Raw genomic sequence first — 22,455 nt, forward strand, 5'->3', positions numbered from 1 at the left:
TTTTTATTTTATTTTTAAAGATCTCAAAAAACATCAATTTAGTATTCTATTATTAATGAAACTAAAGGGATTTTTATTAAAATTAGACAAAACCTTTACAACTTTGTACCTTTGTAACATAAAAACATTGGAACTTAGAAAAAATGATCGAAGATAAAAATCCGCAACGTACCAGTTTAGCGCAATTAGGCGAGTTTGGCCTGATTGAACATTTAACCAAAAATTTTGATGTTACACAAGAATCTACTCTAAAAAGTATAGGCGATGATGCCGCGGTTCTTGATTTTAAAGATAAAAAAGTAGTTATTTCTACCGATTTATTAATTGAAGGCGTACATTTTGATTTGGCATATATGCCATTAAAACACTTAGGTTACAAATCTGTCGTGGTAAATGTGTCTGACATTTGTGCGATGAATGCCAAACCAACGCAAATAACGGTTTCTGTAGCTGTTTCTAATCGTTTTCCACTTGAAGCCCTTGAAGAATTATTTGAAGGCATTACACACGCTGCAAAAGAGTATAAAGTTGATGTTATTGGCGGAGACACAACCTCATCTCAAAAAGGATTAATTATTAGCATTACTGCTATTGGTGAAGCTAATGAAGATGAAATTGTTTATAGAAATGGAGCCAAAAAAACTGATTTACTTGTTGTAACTGGTGATATTGGAGCTGCCTATATGGGATTGCAGGTTTTGGAGCGCGAAAAACAGGTTTTTCAGGTTAATCCAAACAGCCAGCCGGATTTAGATCCTTATACTTATTTAGTAGAACGTCAATTAAAGCCGGAAGCCCGAAAAGATGTTCGTACTTTATTGCATGCTCTTGAAATTAAGCCAACTTCGATGATTGATATTTCTGATGGATTATCTTCAGAAATTATTCATTTGTGCAAACAATCAAAAGTGGGCTGTAATTTATATGAAGATAAATTGCCGCTTGATCCGCAATTTATTTCGACTTGTGAAGAATTTAATATTGACAGCACAACGGTTGCGATCAATGGCGGAGAGGATTATGAATTGTTGTTTACGATTGACATTAATGATTTTGACAAAATAAAAGGAAATCCAAACTTTTCGATCATTGGCCATATGGCTGATGAAAGTGAAGGAATAAATTTGGTTACACGTGCCAATACTCAAATTCCTTTAAAAGCTCGTGGCTGGGATGCTTTAAGCGAATAAACTTTTAAATTCCAAAATAGAAAATTCCAAATTCCAACGATAATGAGTATCAATTGGAATTTGGAATTTTTTTATTGGAATTTTTATTCTAAAAAAGCCCTTTACTCTTGGCTTCTTTGACCAATTCTTCGTCAAGGCCGGATTTTATTTTTAATAGTTCTTTTAAATTGATTTTTCGTTTCTCGATTGCGTTTAATGAAATCGGAATATATTGCGGCATTTCGTGTGTTGGAGTGCCTTTTGATAAATGAAATAATATTTGTTTATCAAATTCGTCAATTTCAATAGAATTATGAGGCGACTGATTCAGCATTTTTTGAACGGACTGACTGTAATATTTATCGTTTTTCATTACTTTATCAAAAGCAAAAAGCAATTCATCAAACGTAAGGTCGTTTTTAATTATTAAACCATTTGGGTTTATGGTTCTGATTATGGTTTTAATTTTCAGTAATTCTGTATACATCGTAAGCAGGATAACGCTGCAATTGGGCATTTTTTTTAGAATTAACTTTGCCAAATCTTCACCAGAATAAAGATCTTTTTCTTCATAAGCCGGCATACTAATGTCTAAAAAAGCAACATCGAAATTCGGAATGGCTTCATTCTCGATTAAATCATAAGCAGATCTGCAATCATAAGCCTGCGAAATAACAAAATCATATTTCTTAGGCTGGTATCGTGTAATAGCATTTTTGTATCCTTCAATAATAAAAGGATGATCATCAACTATTAATACATTACGTCTAATTAATTGAGAAACTGGGGGGTTTTGTTCAATTGTCATTATTTTGCAGGTTAATTTTTTGATCTATTGGCACTTTTACAACCAGTAAAGTTCCTTCTCCCTGAACAGATTTTATTGACATACTTCCTTTACATTCTGCGGCTCTGTACTCAATATTATGCAAACCTATTCCGTTTTTTGTTCTCTTGGTATTAAACCCAATCCCATCATCGTAAATTGACAAAATCAGATAGTTTATTTCACTTTTAAATTCAACCGTAATTTTTTCTGCATTAGCATATTTATTACAGTTTTGAAGTGCTTCCTGAACAATTCTGTACAAATTAATCTTTACGGCATTGCTCACTAATTCCCACTTTATTTGGGGGTCAATAGATGTAATCAATTCCGAAGCATATGTGTTTTGTTGGTTTTCAAACAATTTGTTTAAAATTAGGACAAAATTATTAATTAGTTCGGATTTTTCTCTATTTAAATCATGTGAAATTTCACGTATATCTTCTTCAATATTTTTAAGTTCCGTTAAATATTTTCTTCTTTTTGGCAATGCTTCGTCTTCATCCATTTGTTCCAGGCTGTCAAGGCTTATTCTAATGCCAAACATTCTGCCCAAAACTCCGTCGTGCAGCTCCTGGGCAACCTTTTTCTTTTCTTTTATACGTGTTAATTCGATATCATTTTGCTGAGAAATCAACAAATTATAAATATCTTCATTGGCAACCTGCTGCTGCTGTTTAAAAAGCAATTCTCTATTTCTGGCTTGTTGGGTTTTATAAACGTAGAAAAACAACCCCACCAAAGTACAAATACTAAAAACATAAACTAAGGTTTTGTTCTTTTCCTGTAAGTTGGAGTTTTGATCTTTAATTTCATTAGTTTCGTATTCAATACGCGAAAATTTTTCCCCCATATTACGTTCAGCCTTCAACATCTTATCATTAAGATGAATATATTCTTTTGAATAAGTAGAAGCGTTTTTTGGGTCAACTATTGCAATTTGTTTAAGAGCAATTAAAGTATTAATTAATTTATCTGATGTACGAGCCTGCATTAAGGCTTGCTTTGAAAATTGTATAGCTTTAAATGTATCTTTTTTAAAAGCAAAATACTCAGACAAATGAATTTTGGTGGCTATTATTTCTGCCTTAAGCTTTAAACTATCTCTAATTTTTAAAGACTGGTAAAACAAGTCAGGCAATTGATCTGATTCTTTTAATTTAAATTTAGCGTAAGCCAAATTATCCAATAGTATAGCATATAAAGTTGGCTTGTTCTTAAAGAGATTTGTTTGTTCTAATCCTTCTCTAAAAAAAACTTTTGCCTTTTTATAATTATAGGTCTTTAAATAAACATATCCTATATTATTTAATGAGGTTGCTTTATATTGAAATTCTAATGGTATTGATTTATCTTCTAATACCAATAATGCTTTGTTTTGAAACTCAAGTGCCTTGTCATATTCTTCCCTTTCATTATATAATATTCCCAAAAGATTATAACTCTCATAAAAAAGATCGTTTACATTTTTTTGTTTTTTTAAACTACTTAAGGCCTTAAAGACATTAATTTCACTCTCAAAAAAATCACCTTCATTATATTGAAGACTTGCTTTATTTAAAAACGTTTTAGCGATATGATATTCATCTTTTAGTCTTAAATAAAATTTTTCAGCCTTATAGTAATTCATAAAAGCACTATCAGCAAGAGATTTTACTACATAATAATCTCCTAAATATGAATAGGCTTTAGCAATATTGGACGAGTCATTAGATTTTTTTGATCGATCCAAAATTAATCTGGTAGTTTCGGTGTAGCCTTTCCAATCGCTCATATTGTAATATCGATTGGCAACTTTAAAAAGATTTACCTTATTTATTGAATCATCTTTTTGATTTAAAATAATAGACAAGGCTTTTCTATTATAATCTTGCTTAAAATTTAAAGGTAATTTTTCTTCATTAGCTAATGAAAGATAAGTTGGAAGACTGTCTGAGGAAGAAATTATATTTTTATCTGAATTTGTTTTTTTAGAACAAGCTCCAAAAACAAAAATTAAAAATAATAGTATGAGAAATTTTCTTTTCAACGTTATCAATTTCATCAAAAATACTAAAACTATACATACAAAAAAAGGCTGCCAAAATTTTGGCAGCCTTAAATATTATCTGGTAAATTAATTTAAATTAATCTTGCTTTTTGTTTAAGCCTAAAGATTGATTAACAGCTGTAAAATCTAAGCTGTTGTTTATATCGACAGATTGTTCAGTTGGCATTACTGCATCAACTTTTCTAGTTTGACTACCTGTTGCACCGCCTCTGGGATCAACAGATTTTTCAAAATAGGTGTTTTTATTTAAAGTATTTTCTTCCATTTCTGGCGCGGTAAATGAAGTTGTTACTACTACTAAAGAAAATAATCCGATTGTTAAAGCTGCTTTTTTCATGTTTTTGAGGTGTTTAGTTTTTGATTTATTTTTGGGGCTTATGATTGCTTTTGGTGGCAAATCATGGGACAAATCTAAGACCAGGACTTAAAAAAATTGTGCAAAAAAATCAGTTTATGGTAAAACATGCCCAATTGATAGTCAATGAACGTCAAATTGATGTAAATACTTAGTTTTTAGACTTCTAAGTAATTTCCTGCAGAAAAATTAGCAATAATTAAATCAACATTTGATTTATAGGTTTTTGAAAAAGGAATTTTTTTCGGAGAATTTTTAATGTAACAAACTGAGTGTCCGCTATGAATTCTGGAAATATAGTCTTGATTGATAATAAAACTATTGTGAATTCTTACAAATGGGTGTGACAAAACAAACTCAAAATGTTTTAAGGTTTTAAAAGCCGTTATCATTTCGCCGGAACTCAAATAAATATCGGTAGAATTATTATCGGCTTGAAAATAACAAATATCGTCTGTAGATATATAACGATAATCACCATATGATTTAATGCATAAAATAAGCGGCTTATCTACAATTTGTGCAGGTTGCGAAGCTGGAATTACCGAAGTATTAATTCTATTTTTAATTTTAGCAGAATTCGTTTCTAAAGTTGTTTTATCCAGCTTTAGAATAATTTTAAGCAAATCAATCTCTAAAACAGGTTTCAGGATATAATCAAAAACATTGTATTGAATAGCATCAAAAGCAAGCTCTTTTGCAGAAGTGGTAACAATTATTTTAGGAACTTCTGTAAGATATCGATGTAACTCGCTAATAAAGGAAAGCGATAAATTACTGGACAATTCTGTGGGATCAATTTCTAAAAAAATAAAAGAAGGTTTATGTTCTAAAACCAAATTCAATCCGTCCTGATAATTGGTAGCTGTTGCAATACAAGTAAGTTCTGAAAACTCTTCAGCCAGCGCGTGAGTTTTCAAAATATCTTCAGCGTTATCATCAATAATAATATAAGAATACTTTTTCAATATTATTTTTAAAAATGGTTTGTAGACTTGTATGCGCATCTAATTTACGTAATTCCGTTAATCAAACATTTCATTGTTGATAAGTATAAACGAATGTTAAAATAATAAGATAAAACAGACCTTTACAAAATTAAAAAATCCCAAACTCCGATTGGAATTTGGGATTTATATATTGATTTTTAAAAAAAATTACATTTTCATCAACCAGTTTTTCATAGAAACTTCGTTTTCGATAATATCTTTCAACTCAGAAATTTTTACACGATCTTGTTTCATTGTATCTCTATGACGAATTGTTACCGTTTCATCATCAATTGTTTGATGATCTACAGTAACACAAAACGGAGTTCCAAGTGCATCTTGTCTTCTGTAACGACGGCCTACTGCATCTTTTTCATCATAAGCTACACTAAAATCCCATTTCAAATCTTCGATTATTTTTTTAGAAATTTCAGGCAAACCGTCTCTTTTAATTAATGGCAAAATAGCAACTTTTGTTGGTGCCAAAACTGATGGTAATTTTAAAACTGTTCTTGTTGAACCATCTTCTAAAGCTTCTTCTTGTAATGAAGTTGCAAAAACAGCCAGGAACATACGATCTAAACCTACTGAAGTTTCGACTACATACGGCACGTAGTTTTCATTTAGTTCAGGATCAAAATATTGTAATTTTCTACCAGAATATTGTTCGTGTGCTTTTAAATCAAAATCTGTACGAGAGTGAATTCCTTCTAATTCTTTAAATCCGAATGGGAAATTAAACTCAATATCTGCGGCAGCATTAGCGTAATGTGCCAATTTTTCGTGATCATGAAAACGGTAATTCTCTTTTCCTAATCCCAAAGATAAATGCCAGTTTAAACGGGCTTCTTTCCAATGATGATACCATTTCATTTCTTCTCCCGGACGAACGAAAAATTGCATTTCCATTTGTTCGAATTCACGCATACGGAAAATGAATTGTCTTGCAACGATTTCATTTCTAAACGCTTTACCAGTTTGTGCAATTCCAAAAGGAATTTTCATACGGCCAGATTTCTGAACATTCAGGAAATTCACAAAAATACCCTGAGCTGTTTCCGGACGTAAATATAAATCCATTGCAGAATCTGCAGAAGCTCCTAATTTTGTTCCGAACATTAGGTTGAATTGCTTAACATCTGTCCAGTTTCTTGAACCGGTTTCAGGATCAGCAATTTCTAATTCTTCGATTAAAGCTTTTACATCCTGAAGATCTTCGCTCATCCCTTTTGCAAGTCTTGATAAAATTTCTTTATATTTCGAAAGATATTCTACAACACGAGCATTTGTGGTAACAAATTCTTCTTCATTAAAAGCATCTCCAAAACGAGCTTTTGCTTTTTCAATTTCTTTTTGAGCTTTTTGATTTAGCTTTTCAGCATAATCTTCTACTAAAACATCAGCTCTATATCTTTTTTTCGAATCTTTATTATCAATTAACGGATCATTGAAAGCATCAACGTGGCCTGAAGCCTTCCAGGTTGTTGGATGCATCAATATCGCAGCATCAAGGCCGACAATATTTTCATTCATCTGAACCATTGATTTCCACCAATATTCACGGATATTCTTTTTTAATTCGACTCCATTTTGTGCATAATCATACACTGCACTTAATCCATCGTATACTTCGCTTGACGGAAAAATAAATCCGTACTCTTTTGCGTGCGAAACCACATTCTTAAATATATCTTCTTGTTTTGCCATAGTGATGCAAAAATATAAAAAGTACGTTTAAAAAAAAGAAAAAATATAAAGATTGAAGCATTGATTTGGTTATTTTTGTAACTAAATTCTGTCTATTTGTGTTTAATTCGCTTCTTAACCTGTTTTTCCCTAAAGTTTGTGCCGGATGCCGTAAACTTTTATTAGCAACCGAAAATGTTTTATGTACAAATTGTCGTCATGAAATGCCTCTGACTCAATATCATTTGAACAGCAAAAATGAGGCTGTCAAAAAATTTTACGGCAAGATTGAAATCGAATATGCATCTGCATTTTTATATTTTAATAAAAAAGGAATAGTCCAGGAACTTATTCATAATCTAAAATACAAAGGACAGGAAGAAATTGGTACTATTTTAGGAAACTGGTATGTAGAGGATTTGAAAGAATTAAAATTAGAAACTCCTTTTGATATTATAATTCCGGTACCATTGCACAAAAGAAAATTTAAGGAACGGGGTTATAATCAGGTTACAACCTTTGGAAAAACTTTGGCACAAGGCTTAGAAATTGCTTATGATGATACTGTTTTATACCGAAAAAAATATTCTAAAACACAATCCAAAAAAAATCTCTTGGGAAGATCAGAAAATATCGAAAATATATTTGATGTTCATTCTATAGAAAAGCATCAAAACAAGCATTTATTAATTATTGATGATGTACTTACTACAGGCGCCACGCTTGAAGCCTGTTCACGCGCTTTACTAAAAATTCCCGGAATTAAAATAAGCATTGTGTGTATGGCGATGGCGAACTCTTAAATTTCAATTTTTTAAATACCAAATTCCAAAAAACAACATATTAAACTGGAATTTGGTATTGAATATTGAATTTTAATAAACTATTATCTTCTTCACGGTTCTTTTATCTCCAACAATAACTGTTACAAAATACATACCTGCCGATACATCAGATAATTGAATGTCCTGGATAAAGTTAGTTTCACCTTTAAAAGAATTTGTATAAACATTTTTACCCAAGATATCATTTACAAAAACCTTTACAGTTTTGGTAGAATCACTTGAGAATTGAACCGTAAAATTTCCTTTATTAGGATTTGGATAAAGAACGAAAGCAATATTTTCAAAGTCAGGTGTTCCTAAAGTAAATGTCTGACTGCAAATATTTATCGATGCAGAATTTATACTTCCAGAGCTTCCTGAAGCTGCATCACGCACTCTTAGAGTCCAGTTTCCTTGCGGGTTTTCTCCATTAAATGCAGCCAATGCATCTACCGGAAGTACAATTTGAGTTGTTGTTTTTGCACAATCTAATGCAACACCCGAATCATCAAACTGCAATGACATGGTCGCATTTGTATTTGCACACCCATTATTAAACAATCGGGCAACTGTACCACTTGGGCTAACTATTTCAATTTCTAAATCAGAAAATCTTGCATGTGTTACATTTATGTTGACACTTACATTTGATATTGTAGATGTTGATGAAGGAACAGTGATAGTTCTTGTTGTATAAGTACTTGAAGTTGGAATATTGAATGAACTCCCAAAACTATACAAATTACATGTTGTTGATGCTATATAGCCAATTGCAAATGATTTGCTATTTACAGCATAATAAATATTATCTGTTGGCTCAATTAAAACCCTGCAATTTGTTGAAATCAAACTTGTTGGAATCAGCACAGTTTCAGAACCATCGTTTGGTACATTAGCGGCTAAAATTACAGGAAATGTTAAACCTCCATCTGTAGATAATTTAATATTTACATTTGAAGATCCCTGCAAAGTATTCGTATTATTAACACTCCAGGCAATTGTTTGATAAGATCCTGGCGCCCAACTTATACTAGTCGTGTTTTGAGAAGTAACTGCAAATGGCCCAGCTAAAGAAGATACGTTTACAGTCATTGCATCAGTATTCGTTTGAGCTGTTCCTAAAGTCCCATTATCTCTGCCTGTAAAAGTAAAATGCAATGTTCTTGCAATAGACGACACAGATTCCCAGGTTGTTGTTAATCTATTTTGAAGAACAGAATTAAGACTTGGCATATATCGAACGAGTGAACTACCAGGCGCTGCAGATCTAAATAATGGTCCATCTGGTTTAATGGCATATGCAATACTGTTACCTCCCGAAGTTGTTGTTGCATTATCATTTTCTTCCCAATTATAGGTAGTTAGACTGCCTTCAACATTTGAACCTGTACCGGTTAAAACGAAAGCTGTACTAATTGGGATCGTGTAATCTGGACCCGCACCAATTGTTGGTGGATTATTTGTCAATGCTGTACTAACAGGACAGCTTTTTCCTGCAAGATTATTTTGAATTTGCAAAATACTAACATAAGCAAAATAGTCATCAGAATTGTTTTGAACATTATAATCTGTTATTCCGGCATATCCCATAATAGTAGAGCCACTTCCCGGTTCTACATTTACGCTGGTTCTTTCTCCGGCATCATATGAAAAAGTATGATTTGCACCTAATTGATGTCCTATTTCGTGAACCACAAAATCAATATCAAATGTATCACCCTCTGGTTTTCCGTCTGATGGTGAGGTGTAAGCACTTCCTTTTTCAGAATTTACACAAACACAGCCAATACAATTTGCATTACCTCCACCTCCAGATGCACCAAATAAATGTCCAATATCATAATTAGCTTCTCCAATTACACTGGTTAAAGTAGATTGTACTTGTGTATTCCACGAGCCTTTTACTCCATCAGTTGCATTCGCATAAGGATCCGTTGAAGAATTTGTATAAATTACGGCATCATTATTTGCAATTAAAATTAGTTGCACAGCGAGGTCTTTATTTAAAATCCCGTTAACTCTGGATAAGGTAGCATTCATTCCTGCAAGTGCCCCTACTTTTGTACCTCCAAAATAAGCCGTGTATTCACCTGTGCAGGACAGTGCCAAACGCATCGTTTTGAATACTTTGTTATTTGAAATTGTTTTTGCAGTTTTTCCTGAAACATCAGTATCAGACTTTGTATCAATAGTTTTACAAATTAACTTCGAACTTTCTCTTTTATTTGAAGTAAATAAAATATATTCTGATTTATCATCCGGATTTTGCTCTATAAATTCAGCAGGTTTATCGGCACGAATTACCATGGTTTGCATACCAATTGGTGAAACGCTAAAGTGTATTTTTGCTGATTTATCGTCTATTCCACGGCCTTCGTAAGCTCTAATTTCAGGATATTTTGCCTGTAATTCAGGATCAAAATTTGAAAATTCCCAAACTGAAAATCTTTCCAAAACACCTTCCGAATTAGGAATTGTAATTTCTGAAGTACTATTTTTTGAACTTTTATTGGTTGCCGGTGAAAGTTTTGCTTTCAGAAAATCTGAATTTAATTTATAATACAATTTATCTGAATCAGACGAATTTATATTTTTATTCAAAACTGAACCAGAACTCCTTTGCCATAAATCATCATTTTGAGCATGAATTTTGACACAACAAAAAATAAGTAATAAAAATAGTAGCTGTTTATTCATACTCAAGGGATTTAGAAAAATCAAAATTAAGTGAATTAAATTAAATTCTTACATATATACGACAATTAATGGTTTTTTATCGACCAGCGAACCCATTATGCCAAAAAGTGACTTTATTATCTTAAAAAATCAATTAATGTTAGTGTCAAATTTAAAATAGATAGCATAAATTTGCACCATCCTAAACAATTTGCTTTGAAGCTCTTTCATTCTATAAACGATTTTCAATCAACCAAGAAAACTATTCTAACTCTTGGTACCTTTGATGGCGTACATATTGGTCATAAAAAAATTTTAGAACGAATTACCCAAAATACTGAAAACGGAAAATACGAAAGTTTAGTGCTTACTTTTTTTCCGCATCCGCGAATGGTGTTACAGGAAAAATCAGAAATAAAACTTTTAAATACGATTGCCGAAAAATCGAAACTACTCGAAGAAACCGGAATCGAAAACCTTGTTATTCATCCGTTTAACGAAAGTTTTTCGAGATTAACAGCCGAAGAATTTGTTCATTCTATCTTAGTTGATCAGTTTCATATTCAAAAGATAATTATTGGACATGATCACCGTTTTGGAAGAAACAGAACGGCTAATATTGATGATTTAATTGCTTTTGGTACTGAATATGGTTTTGAAGTTGAGCAAATTTCGGCACAGGAAATTCAGGATGTTTCGGTAAGTTCTACCAAAATCAGAAAAGCTTTGGATGAAGGAAATATAACTTTGGCCAATGATTATTTGGGTTATGCTTATTTTTTAAGCGGCGAAGTTGTGAAAGGAAAACAATTAGGAAGAACAATTGGTTTTCCAACGGCCAATATCCAAATTGAAGAAGATTATAAAAAGATCCCTAAAAACGGCGTTTATATCGTGAAAACCTTTATTGATAACGCAGCCATTTTCGGAATGATGAATATTGGCTTTAATCCAACTGTAAATGGACAAAAGCAAACTATCGAGGTCAATCTTTTTGATTTTGATGCTGATATTTATGGTCAGAAATTAGAAATTTCTTTATTGGAATATATTCGTGAAGAGCAAAAATTCGGCTCTGTCGATTTACTTAAAGAACAATTAAATCAGGATAAAAAGACTGCCTTAGACTTTGTGGGACAACTTTAGAAGTTATTTTTCCATTCATTTTTTATAAATATTTTTCTGCCAATTATAATATGTGTAGTCCCTACGGGACAAAATTGCATTATGTAATGTTTTTTTTCTACAAATAGATAATCTCTCCGAGATATTTTAAGATTTTGCATGCCGAGACAAATCCGAGATCTAACTATATTTTCTATCAATCTCTACAAGATATTTTTAACGTTTGAACATTCTGCGAAATATTCCGTTAGGAGTTACATATTGGTAAAAAACGAACACAATCCTCAAAAATGTCCTGTAGAGACTACATTTAGACATAATGTATTTATGCTGTCTATAGTTTGTGCCATTAAAAAAACTTTGTACTTCTTTTTTTAGTAAATTTGATATACAACTCTGTTTGTCAACAATTTACTATTAACCTCTTTAAAAATAACCACTATGAAATTACCTAAAGAAATACGCAACGGTTTTTTAATTTTCCTGGGAATTGGCATTTATTTTTTATTGATGAATGTATTAGGATTAGCTGATTTGTTTTATTTACGAACCTTAAACGTACTGTTTATATTTTATGGTGTAAACAGGACAATGCAAATGAATCTTAATGAAGGAGAAAGTGATTTTGTGTCAAACGCAGTTTCTGCCATCACAACATCTGTAGTTGGTGTATCTATGAGTGTTTTTGGCTTGTTAGTTTACAGTTATGCACGAGGTGGTGATGCCTATGTAAAAACATTGTCTGAAGCATTTATGTTTGGAGGAAATCCATCTGTACCAACTTATTGTATTTGTTTATTATTTGAAGGACTTGCCTCTTCTGTTATTGTAACTTTAATGATGATGTTGTATTGGAACAATAAATATGCAGCCGATTAATTTTTTAGAATAAAATATATAATTTAAACACTCTAAAATCATAAAAAGATATAATTATATGATTTTAGAGTGTTTCTTTTTTGAAAATAACTGTCAATTGTTCATTTACAGAATTCGGCATTGGTTGATTAGAACAATTTCGTTACTTTTGAAGCTTCAAAAACAATGTACCTAATGAGTATTACAAAACACAACTGGACAAAAGACGAGATAATCGCCATATATAATAAACCAATGATGGACTTGCTGTATGAAGCAGCAACAATTCACAGACAAAAACATGATCCGAACGTAGTTCAGGTATCTACATTACTATCTATTAAAACCGGAGGCTGTCCTGAGGATTGTGGTTATTGCCCACAAGCTGCACGCTACAACACAGGTGTGGAAGGAAACGACTTAATGAGTGTAAGTCAGGTAAAAGCTCAGGCTTTGCGTGCAAAATCAAGCGGATCTTCCCGCGTTTGTATGGGAGCTGCCTGGAGAAATGTAAAAGATGGTGAAGAATTTGATCAGGTTCTTGAAATGGTTCGTACCATCAACAAACTAGATATGGAGGTTTGTTGTACTTTGGGTATGATTACTGAAAATCAGGCGCAACGTTTGGCAGAAGCAGGTTTATATGCTTACAACCACAACTTAGATACTTCTGAAGAATATTATAAAGATGTAATTTCAACGCGTGGTTTTGAAGACCGTTTGCAAACTATCGAAAATGTTCGTAAAACGAATGTGACGGTTTGTAGTGGTGGAATTATTGGAATGGGAGAAAGTATCGAAGACAGAGCAGGAATGCTTGTAGCGCTTTCGACTTTAAATCCACAACCAGAATCTGTGCCAATTAATGCTTTGGTTGCTGTTGAAGGAACTCCGATGGAAGAAGAAAAGCCAGTTGAAATCTGGGAAATGATTCGTATGGTGGCTACTACAAGAATTGTAATGCCGGATACACAAGTTCGTTTATCTGCAGGAAGAACAAATATGAGCCGCGAAGGACAAGCAATGTGCTTTTTTGCAGGTGCTAATTCTATCTTTGCAGGGGACAAATTACTTACAACACCAAATCCGGATGTACACGAAGACATGAAAATGTTTGAAATGTTAGGATTAATTCCGCAAAAGCCATTTACAAAAGTTTCGCAGCCAAAAACAGTTGAAGCAGAAGATTCTCAATTTGCTCCTTTAGGCGAAAAACCAAAATGGTCAAGACCGGGACATACAATTGAAAGAAACCTTGAGGCTTCGATCAAAGCAAAAATTTAAGTTATTGAGTTAATAAATCTCAAAAAATATTTTTAAATTGCTTATAACAAGTGTTATAAGCAATTTTTTTATTTAACAGAGATGAATTTAAAACAAATCGAAAGGGTAAAAAAAATCTCAAAATCTGATTTTATTTCCCAATACGTAAAAAACCAAATTCCCGTTGTGATCGAAGAGCTGACTGAAGACTGGCCGGCTTATTCTAAATGGAAATTATCATATATGAAAGAAATCGCAGGCGAAACTATCGTTCCTTTATACGATAACCGACCTGTAAACCACGAAGATGGCTTTAATGAAGCGCATACTAAAATGAAGATGAGCGACTACATTGATCTTTTAGAATCCAAGCCAACAAACTACCGCATTTTCCTTTATAATTTAATGAAAGAAATACCAACATTAAAAGACGACTTTTTATGGCCTGATATTGGCTTAAAATTAGTGAAGCAAATGCCTATGTTATTTTTTGGAGGAGAAAATTCAAAAGTTTTTATGCATTATGATATTGATTATTCTAATATTTTGCATTTTCATTTTCATGGAGAAAAACAATGTATGCTTTTTGCCCCGGATCAGTCCAAATATATGTACAAAGTTCCGCACGCTCTAATTTCGAGAGAAGACATTGATTTTGATGATCCTGATTATGAAAAATGGCCGGCTCTTAAAAATGCTGAAGGTTACATTACCAATCTTAAACATGGCGAAGTATTGTACATGCCAGAAGGATATTGGCATTATATGAAATATTTAACTCCCGGTTTTTCTATGAGTCTGCGTGCTTTCCCAAAAAATATTGCTAATTTATCAAAGGCAGCTTATAATGTATTTATTATGCGGCATTTTGATGTTTTGATGCGAAAATTTAAAGGTCAAAAATGGATTGACTATAAAAACGAAAAAGCAATTCAGAACACAAATGAAAATTTGGCAAAGTCTGCCTGATATGCATAAAAAAGCCGTTGTGAACTTAAAGGTTTACAACGGCTTTTTTTATAAAACCACCATCAGAATACCATTTTTGTAGTCGTTACATTTCCATTATCCAAAATTGTTTTCACCAACAAAACCTGATTAGATTGTAAATTGGATATCTGCAATTCTGTACTATCTATTTTCTTTTTATTATAAATCAATTTTCCGGTAACATCAAAAATAAAAACCTCTGTAATATTTTCTTTAGTTGATGTTACTTTGATGATTTTCTCTTTTGCTGAAACCAAAATTTTCTGTTCTATATCTTCAATAGCAAAGTTTTTCAATGTTTTATTATTATAACGCAATACAAAACGACCATCAAAAGTACCTGTTGAAGTTGTAAACGTATAATTGCCGGTTCTTAAATCATGAATTGAATTGGCTGTTTTGTCTTCCAAATAAATAGCCTGATTAACCAAATTACCATCAACCTGATCTATAGAAATAGTAAAATTGCCGGCAATTGTACTTCTATATCCCAGCGGTACTATATCAGTATCAGAAAAAGGTACGGCGCGTCCCTGAATTACAAGTTTGTGGCCATTATTTACACTATAAAAATCCAAATATGGATTACCATCAATTGTTTGACCGTCATATCTGGTTTCATAATCATTTGTGGCTCCTTCAATATAACCAATCAAAATTTGTTTAAAAGCACCACCTTCATTAGTCATATTAAGCCATAACCGATTTTTTTCAAGTGCAGTTTTTGAAGTTTTAGCTGGTTTAAAAAACTGGCTGTTTGAGCCAAAACGCATCATATTTGTAAAAGTTACTGTGCCAGATGAGCTTGTTTCAGTAAAAAAACCTTGTCCGGCTGCTATTTTACCAGCTGGTATTTCACTATTATTTCCCGATGCTGCGGTTGCTGTTTTGGCTGCAACGCCCCCAGTCAAATTATAACTTGCGTAATCATCTGCATTGTATTTATAAGAAGTTCCAAATACTACAGGTGTGTTGTGTGTCCAGAAATATAAGGTTCCGGTTAAAATAGGATTATCCAAAATAAATTGATCGGCATCTATTGCTGAAGGATAAGGGTTTCCCAGCAAATAAAATTTTCCGCTATCTAATGTCGTACTGGTTACATTTCCATTATTAGGAACTCCAATAAAAGAAGCAATGTAATCGGCCCTGGTGGTATTAGAATAATTTTGCGGACCCCGAATTATATAGCCTTCTCCAACAACCATAGTCGTACTTTTGTTTGTGATTATCCAATTAGTTCCGCTATATCTAAAATATTTATCTCCCAGAGTTAATGGCGAAACATCAACTAGTTTTTGAGGGTTTACGGGAGTTGACCAATACACAAAATCGGCTTGGCGAATTTGCGGGGCTATTCGTTTGTAGATAATATTTCCCGTATTAATTACATTGTTACGCTGTATTAAACTTGCATTATTCTCGAATATTAATTTTGCTCCTGTTCCAGATTCTACCGTAAGCGCATTGTCAATAAATAATGTATGTGCACTGTTTATTGTCACTTCTTTTCCCGCTTTTACTCTACAAGAGCAACCGCTTAAATCTGCTGTTGACTGATAGTTTTCGGCAAATTCAATGATATCAGAAGATATTGGTGCACTTCCTTTTGACCATCCTGTTCCATTCCATGTATTAATATCCGGCGCTTTTATTACAATACTAACTGTTGGTAATGAAGTGCAATTTACACCATCCTGTGCGGTAAAAGTGTATGTGCCGGGAGCTAAATTAGCAATGGTATAATTAGAGCTCGAAACTGAATAAGCTTGTGTTGATGAGCCGCTTTGGTTAATTTGTCCATTTGTTGCAGGCGCAAATCCGTTAAGTTCTACACTTCCTGTTGGGATAACACAAGTTGGTTGTGTAATAGCAACAATATTGGGTGTGGGTAATGTAGAGTTAACGGTAACAGTAGTGACTGAAGAGGAAAGACTTTGACATCCTGCGGCATTTGTTACCTGAACAGAATAATTTCCAGATGTTGTGACCACTATACTTTTTGTAGTTGCACCCGTTGACCATAAATAACTTGCTCCTGTAATGGAAGTCAAGGTAACATTTCCGCCATTACAAAATGTTGTAGCCCCGCTTGCGGATATTGTGGGAACAGCAGGTCTGGCATTAACCGTTGCAAAAATAGTTTTAGAACTGGTGTAAACAGATCCTCCATAAGTAGTAGTATAGGTAAGATTGGCTTCATAAGAACCTGATATAGCATTTGTAAAAGATACAACTGATTGTTTATCAGGATAGTTTACAAATGATGCCGCACCGGGAAGTTTTATCGACCAATGCCAGTTCAATGTAGCTCCATCTGCTCCATCTTTTGCTGCTGTAAAATTAAGAGTACTCCCTTCACAAACTGGCGCATTACTTGCAGGCTTTGATTGCAAAGTTCCTCCTAAATTATTAAGCTGCTCAAAAGTATATTCAGCATTGCCACTTCCTACACAGACTGCAAATTTTACCGTACCGATATATAATGCAACCTGATTTGAACATCCTCCACCTGTGTCATCAATTCTTCCTGGCGGATTGATATCTACGATTGTCCCGGCAGGAAAACGAATAGAACTCTGATTTGTATTAAAATCCAGTACTCCATTAATAGTAACAACCAGAATATTTCCTGCAGAAGTTGATACTATTGGATCTCCGGAAGCCAATAATGTTCCGTTTATCGTTAACGATTTTATTGAAACATTTGTACTAAGTGTTATGGTTGATCCGGAAGCAATAATAACATCATCATTAATAGTAGGTACTATTCCGCCAATCCATGATGTTGTAGCAGTCCAATTTCCCGTTCCCGTACTTGTTATGGTAGCTCCATTTGAAAATCCAAAACAAAATAACATTGAAAAAATAAAAAGTAATTTTCGGTTCATCTCACGTGGTATTTAAATTTAACAATAGATCTTTTTTAGTAAATTATTTTCCAAAAAAAGCTCTTAAGAATTTTGCTTTTTTTTAGTCCATCCCTGAGGAAATTTTAAGGTCTTTTTTATCACCTGTTTTTTCCTCAAAACACCCTAAACAATTTACAATTTTCTATTCATTAAGATTAAATTAATACCCTGAATTTCAGTCAATTAAACTCGGTTTTGCTATTCTAAGTTATTTCTCATAAATATATTTTTTTTAAGTAATTCATCATATGAAAAATGCAAATCATCTGATTTTATAAATATGCATTTTTCATTATTTTTCAAAAATTATAATAATTTGAAAAAAAATTATGTTAAAAATAAATTTAACCCCAAAAAAAACGTCTGGAAAACAATATTGCGTCGAATTTTTATTTAAAAAATAGTCCCTCTTTAAACACAAAATGACCACTCAGAATGGAAGGTGAAAACCTATTAAAATAAAAATTTACGGGTTGAATGACATCCGTTTTTCAACGATATTTTTAGTAGTAAAATTTGATTTTTGGTGGATAAATTTTCAATAGTAAATCTGGAGTTTTCTATCTTAGTTTTTCTGTAGATTTGTTTACCCGAAATGTCAAAAATTGTAATATCCTTAATATCATTTTTGTTTGCGTCGACAATTATATTATTGTTGTTTACAAAAACTGATAGTTGATTGATTTCTCTCTCCGGATTATCTGTTTTTAAATCTTTACTACTGAAATTCAACTCAAAACGTTCATTAAAACTTCCCTTTTTTGTAGAAAATGAATAGGGAGATTCTTTCAGATCATGTTTAATTTTCAAGTCCTTATCTTCAATAAAAACATTTAGATCACTAAACAGTCCATCATCATGGTCAATACTAATACTCAATTCGCCCTCTATAGTGCTTGAATAGCCTAACAAAATAGAATCATTATCTACGAAAGGCAAACCTCTCCCCTGAATTACTAATTTTTTATTTTCAACAACACTATAAAAATCTACAAATTGATTTCCATTAAAGGATTCTGCGTCATAACTTTCATCGTACAAATTGGTTGCCCCATTGATATATCCCAACAAAATTTGTTTAAAAACGCCTTCATTATTTTTAAGATTCAACCAAATTCTATGTTTTTCGACAAAATTTTCTTTTGTTTTGGCTTGCTTAAAAAAAGCCGAATTTCGACCAGCAATGCGCATGCTATTATTGAATTCAGCAATTTCAGAATTTTTACTGATTACAAAAAATGCTTGTCCTGAGGCAATAGTTCCATCGGGAATATTTTCATTTATACCTAATGAAACTGCTCCACGTGTACCAATACCTCCCAGCAAATTGTAAGCAGCATAATCATCAGATGTGTATTTATTATTAATTATTGGTGTATTATGTGTCCAGAAATAAAGAGTTCCTGAAATATTTGACGCATTATTAGTCAAAAAAGCATCGGCACTTATTGCAGATGGATATGGATTACCAATTAAATTAAAGCTGTTTTGTTTTTTCAAACTCACCTCTACTTTTCCATTAGCCGGAACACCTTTAAATGTAGCTTCAAATTTTGAAGGTTTTGTGGTAGAAAAATGCTGCGGACCACGAATACTATATCCTTTGCCGGGAATCATAATATTTGATGCATTTTCTATCTTCCACTTATCCAGAACCGCATCATAAGAAAAAAACTTATCCAGCAATGTATCTGGCGAAACATTAATTAGTTTTTCATTATAAACAGGCGAAGACCAATAAGTATAATCGAATTTTAATATTGGTGAAGATTCTCTTTTGACATTAGCAATACCAGTATTTACAATATCATTGTCCCGTTGATATAAACTTGCTGTATTTTCTAAAACTAAAGTACCCAAACCTGAATAGTCGAACTCGATTGCTAAAGTGTTTCCGCTTAAAAGTGTTACCATTTTGCCTTCTTTAATATAACAGCTGCAAATATTTGAAGAAGTTAAGGCGGGATAATCATCTTGAAAATAGATTTGCTTTCCGCCCGACGGTAAACCATTTGACCAGCTGTGGCCATTCCAAATTGATGAATCTAAACAAAGGTTCAAACGTGCAATTCTGTGTTTGGATATTCCTGATACAGAATTGAAATCTCCCCCAATCATTAATTTAAAATCTGATGTGAGGGCCATCGTGTATAATTTACTATTTAAACGGGCATCAAAAGAAACATCATAATCTCCTGTTTTTAAAAGCCTTATCAATCGTAACGAAATGGCATTTTTATAAGTTCCCGAAAAAGTTCCACCCACCACAATACGATCATCTGGCTGTACTAAAATACTTCGAACATCTCCTTTACTAAAACCTGTGCCAGAATCAAAGCTAGTATCTAAACTTCCATTGGTATTTAACCTAAGTATTCGCTTTTGGGAAATACCATTGTAAAATAAAAAACTTCCTCCAACAATAATTTTTCCGTCAGACTGCAATGCCATTGCGTAAATGTAGTTGTCAAAACCTGCACCAACATTGAAACTGGAATCAATACTCCCATCCAGATTTAACCTCACCAGTCTTGAAAGAGAATTTCCATTAAAATTATTAAACCTTCCACCAAGCAATATTTTTCCATCTGGCTGAATCAAAATAACTTCAATAATACCATCAGCACCATGACCAACATTAAAACTTAGATCCCGAGTTCCATCAGGCAATAATCTTACTATTCGAGTTGCGGGATTGGCAGCACCATTGTAATTTGTAAAACTCCCCGCCGCAATTATTTTCCCATCAGACTGAGTTGCCAAAGCATAAACCTGACTATTAAAACCGGAACCGATATTAAATGATTGATCAACTGATCCGTCAGGCAAAATTCTAATTATCCGATTACTAGCTGTCTCGTTATATTTTGTGAAATTTCCGCTAAGAATAATTTTTCCATCAGGTTGCAAAACGGCTGTTTTAATTAAATTATTAGCACCTGATTGCATCAAATTAAAACTTTCATCATAAGTTCCATCTTCTGAAAGCCGAACAATTCTTGAAGCCTGTTCGCCATTAAACTTTTTAAAATTTCCAAATACCATTGTTTGTTTATTTTCCAGTGGAATCACTTTATAAACAGAATTATCAAGACCAATTCCTGCCGATAGATAGGCTGTATCATATTCTCCTCCCGGATTAATTTTTGCCAATCGACCTTGATTTAATCCGTCGAAAACAGAAAATGAACCACCCACATACCAAGATCCTTCTGCATCATTTTCTAATGCTAGAACTGATGCTGTTGCAGGTCCTGAACCAAAATCCACATCAGTTCTAAGAGTTCCGTCGCTATTTAAAATACAAACCCGATTGACGTCTGTTCCATTATAGAAACCGGTAAAAGATCCTCCAATCATTATATTACCAGTAGTATCTGTTTTTATAACCTGTACTGCGCCTCCATTAAATCCCGATCCTGATAAAAAAGTTGAATCTAAGCTTCCATCTTCATTTATTCGAATAATTCTATTTGCCAGGATTTCATTATAACTGGTAAATTTTCCGCCTAATAGCACTTTTCCATCCGATTGTATAGACATCGCATTTACATCATCGTTAAACCCTGTTCCGATATTAAAACTTTCATCAACTCTTCCTTCCGGAAATAGTTTTACTACCTTATTAGAAGAGAGTCCATTGAATGCTGTAAAATTGCCCGACAAGAGTATTTTTCCATCAAATAAAACTTCGACGTTTGTAATGTTTGATGTTGTGCCGGTTCCTGTATTAAAAGTGGTATCGAGCGCACCATTGGGTAAAATACGTGCAATTCTATTTACTGTGATACCATTGTATTTTGTAAAACTGCCCACAATGATAATTTTTCCATCAGCCTGTTCGCAAATATCATAGATAATTCCGGTTGTTGCTCCAATCATGGTATTAAATGAAGCATCATAAGAACCATCTGAATTTAATCTCACAAGTCTTCCCGAGTTATTTCCATTATAAGATGTAAAGCTTCCGCCAACAACTATCTTTCCGTCTCTTTGAATGTGTGAAGTATAAACTTTACCGTTGAACCCCGTGCCAACACGAAAATTTTCATCAATTATACCATCTGGATTTAAGCGGGCAAAATAAGGAGAAGAGATTCCGTTAATATTCAGATAGTCTCCGCCAACAATTAGGTATTGATTAGATTGTATTGATAATGTTCGAACTGTATTATCAAAACCATCTCCGTTTAGTCCATCATCGATGGTATTAAAATAAGTATCTACTTTGCCTTGCTGAGCTAAAAGTTCCAGACTAATAAAAGGTAAAAAGAGGATCAGGGAAAAAAGTATTTTTTTTATCAAAATGTAAATAAATTTAGTCAGTAATTAATTTGTAAGAATCGGACTAAAATTATGATTCGTTTTGAAACCCTGCAATACCCACTTACCGTGATTTTTCAGGTGATTTTTTGTGGTAAGTTTGATACCAAAAAACAAAAAGACGCACTATTTTGTGCGTCTTTTTGAAATAAACTAATTTATATTTTAATTAAAAATGATCTTCTTAGTTGCTGTAAAGTCATTATCTAGAGTAACTTTTACAAGCAATACCTGATTGGATGATTGCAGGTTTTGTATTTGAAGCTCTGTTGTGCCTGCTTTCTTTTTATTGTAAAGTAGTTTTCCTGAAATATCAAAAACCGTTACCTCTTTTATGTTTTCTGCCGAAGAAGTTACCTTGATGGTTTTATCTTTTACAGAAACCAGAAGCCCGTTTTCAACATTTTCA

General features: G+C 32.9%; 15 protein-coding genes. 6 read left to right on the forward strand and 9 right to left on the reverse strand.

The window, feature by feature from the left end:
- Nucleotides 1-143 precede the first annotated feature (143 nt).
- Complete coding sequence (gene thiL, locus SD960_RS15020) at nucleotides 144-1,190, forward strand: thiamine-phosphate kinase (RefSeq protein ID WP_318804397.1); 1,047 nt, start codon at nucleotides 144-146, stop codon at nucleotides 1,188-1,190.
- Nucleotides 1,191-1,278: 88 nt separating this feature from the next.
- Here the strand turns inward: thiL and SD960_RS15025 are convergent, their stop codons facing one another.
- The 5 genes from SD960_RS15025 to SD960_RS15045 form a co-directional block, all read right to left on the reverse strand.
- Nucleotides 1,279-1,977, reverse strand: a complete 699-nt coding sequence (locus SD960_RS15025) for a response regulator transcription factor (RefSeq protein ID WP_318804398.1) — start codon at nucleotides 1,975-1,977, stop codon at nucleotides 1,279-1,281.
- Nucleotides 1,967-4,024 carry an ATP-binding protein gene (locus tag SD960_RS15030; protein ID WP_318804400.1) on the reverse strand — a complete coding sequence of 686 codons (2,058 nt, stop codon included), beginning with the start codon at nucleotides 4,022-4,024 and terminating at the stop codon, nucleotides 1,967-1,969. The genes SD960_RS15025 and SD960_RS15030 overlap by 11 nt, the downstream gene beginning before the upstream one ends.
- 97 nt (nucleotides 4,025-4,121) lie before the next feature.
- A complete protein-coding gene (locus tag SD960_RS15035; RefSeq protein ID WP_318804402.1) occupies nucleotides 4,122-4,382 on the reverse strand; it encodes a hypothetical protein in 261 nt (86 codons plus the stop codon).
- A 176-nt stretch (nucleotides 4,383-4,558) separates the two neighbouring features.
- Complete coding sequence (locus SD960_RS15040; RefSeq protein ID WP_318804404.1) at nucleotides 4,559-5,368, reverse strand: LytR/AlgR family response regulator transcription factor; 810 nt, start codon at nucleotides 5,366-5,368, stop codon at nucleotides 4,559-4,561.
- A 189-nt stretch (nucleotides 5,369-5,557) separates the two neighbouring features.
- A complete protein-coding gene (locus tag SD960_RS15045; RefSeq protein WP_318804405.1) occupies nucleotides 5,558-7,096 on the reverse strand; it encodes a glycine--tRNA ligase in 1,539 nt (512 codons plus the stop codon).
- Between the two features lie 98 nt (nucleotides 7,097-7,194).
- Between SD960_RS15045 and SD960_RS15050 the strand changes: the two genes are divergently transcribed.
- Nucleotides 7,195-7,878, forward strand: a complete 684-nt coding sequence (locus SD960_RS15050; RefSeq protein WP_318804407.1) for a ComF family protein — start codon at nucleotides 7,195-7,197, stop codon at nucleotides 7,876-7,878.
- A gap of 72 nt (nucleotides 7,879-7,950) precedes the next feature.
- On the opposite strand, the gene SD960_RS15055 is transcribed toward SD960_RS15050, so the two are convergent.
- On the reverse strand, nucleotides 7,951-10,596 hold the full coding sequence (locus SD960_RS15055) for a reprolysin-like metallopeptidase (protein ID WP_318804409.1): 2,646 nt from the start codon (nucleotides 10,594-10,596) through the stop codon (nucleotides 7,951-7,953).
- 195 nt (nucleotides 10,597-10,791) lie between these two features.
- Here SD960_RS15055 and SD960_RS15060 point away from each other — a divergent pair, with 195 nt between their 5' ends.
- The 4 genes from SD960_RS15060 (at nucleotide 10,792) to SD960_RS15075 (ending at nucleotide 14,790) form a co-directional block, all read left to right on the forward strand.
- The gene (locus SD960_RS15060) at nucleotides 10,792-11,721 is read left to right on the forward strand and encodes a bifunctional riboflavin kinase/FAD synthetase (protein WP_318804410.1); all 930 of its coding nucleotides are present in this window, start codon (nucleotides 10,792-10,794) and stop codon (nucleotides 11,719-11,721) included.
- A gap of 420 nt (nucleotides 11,722-12,141) precedes the next feature.
- Nucleotides 12,142-12,579: a hypothetical protein gene (locus SD960_RS15065; RefSeq protein WP_318804411.1), complete on the forward strand. Its 438-nt coding sequence runs from the start codon at nucleotides 12,142-12,144 to the stop codon at nucleotides 12,577-12,579.
- A gap of 174 nt (nucleotides 12,580-12,753) precedes the next feature.
- On the forward strand, nucleotides 12,754-13,842 hold the full coding sequence (gene bioB, locus SD960_RS15070; protein ID WP_115847763.1) for a biotin synthase BioB: 1,089 nt from the start codon (nucleotides 12,754-12,756) through the stop codon (nucleotides 13,840-13,842).
- An 81-nt stretch (nucleotides 13,843-13,923) separates the two neighbouring features.
- Nucleotides 13,924-14,790: a cupin-like domain-containing protein gene (locus SD960_RS15075; protein ID WP_318804412.1), complete on the forward strand. Its 867-nt coding sequence runs from the start codon at nucleotides 13,924-13,926 to the stop codon at nucleotides 14,788-14,790.
- A 62-nt stretch (nucleotides 14,791-14,852) separates the two neighbouring features.
- On the opposite strand, the gene SD960_RS15080 is transcribed toward SD960_RS15075, so the two are convergent.
- From SD960_RS15080 to SD960_RS15090, 3 genes are all read right to left on the reverse strand, one after another.
- Nucleotides 14,853-17,702, reverse strand: a complete 2,850-nt coding sequence (locus tag SD960_RS15080; protein ID WP_318804413.1) for a T9SS sorting signal type C domain-containing protein — start codon at nucleotides 17,700-17,702, stop codon at nucleotides 14,853-14,855.
- 474 nt (nucleotides 17,703-18,176) lie between these two features.
- A complete protein-coding gene (locus SD960_RS15085) occupies nucleotides 18,177-22,028 on the reverse strand; it encodes a T9SS sorting signal type C domain-containing protein (RefSeq protein ID WP_318804415.1) in 3,852 nt (1,283 codons plus the stop codon).
- A gap of 183 nt (nucleotides 22,029-22,211) precedes the next feature.
- On the reverse strand, nucleotides 22,212-22,455 hold a 244-nt coding region (locus tag SD960_RS15090; RefSeq protein WP_318804417.1), incomplete at its 5' end, for a T9SS sorting signal type C domain-containing protein.

Source organism: Flavobacterium sp. MMLR14_040 (assembly GCF_033657265.1).
Classification (GTDB): Bacteria; Bacteroidota; Bacteroidia; order Flavobacteriales; family Flavobacteriaceae; genus Flavobacterium.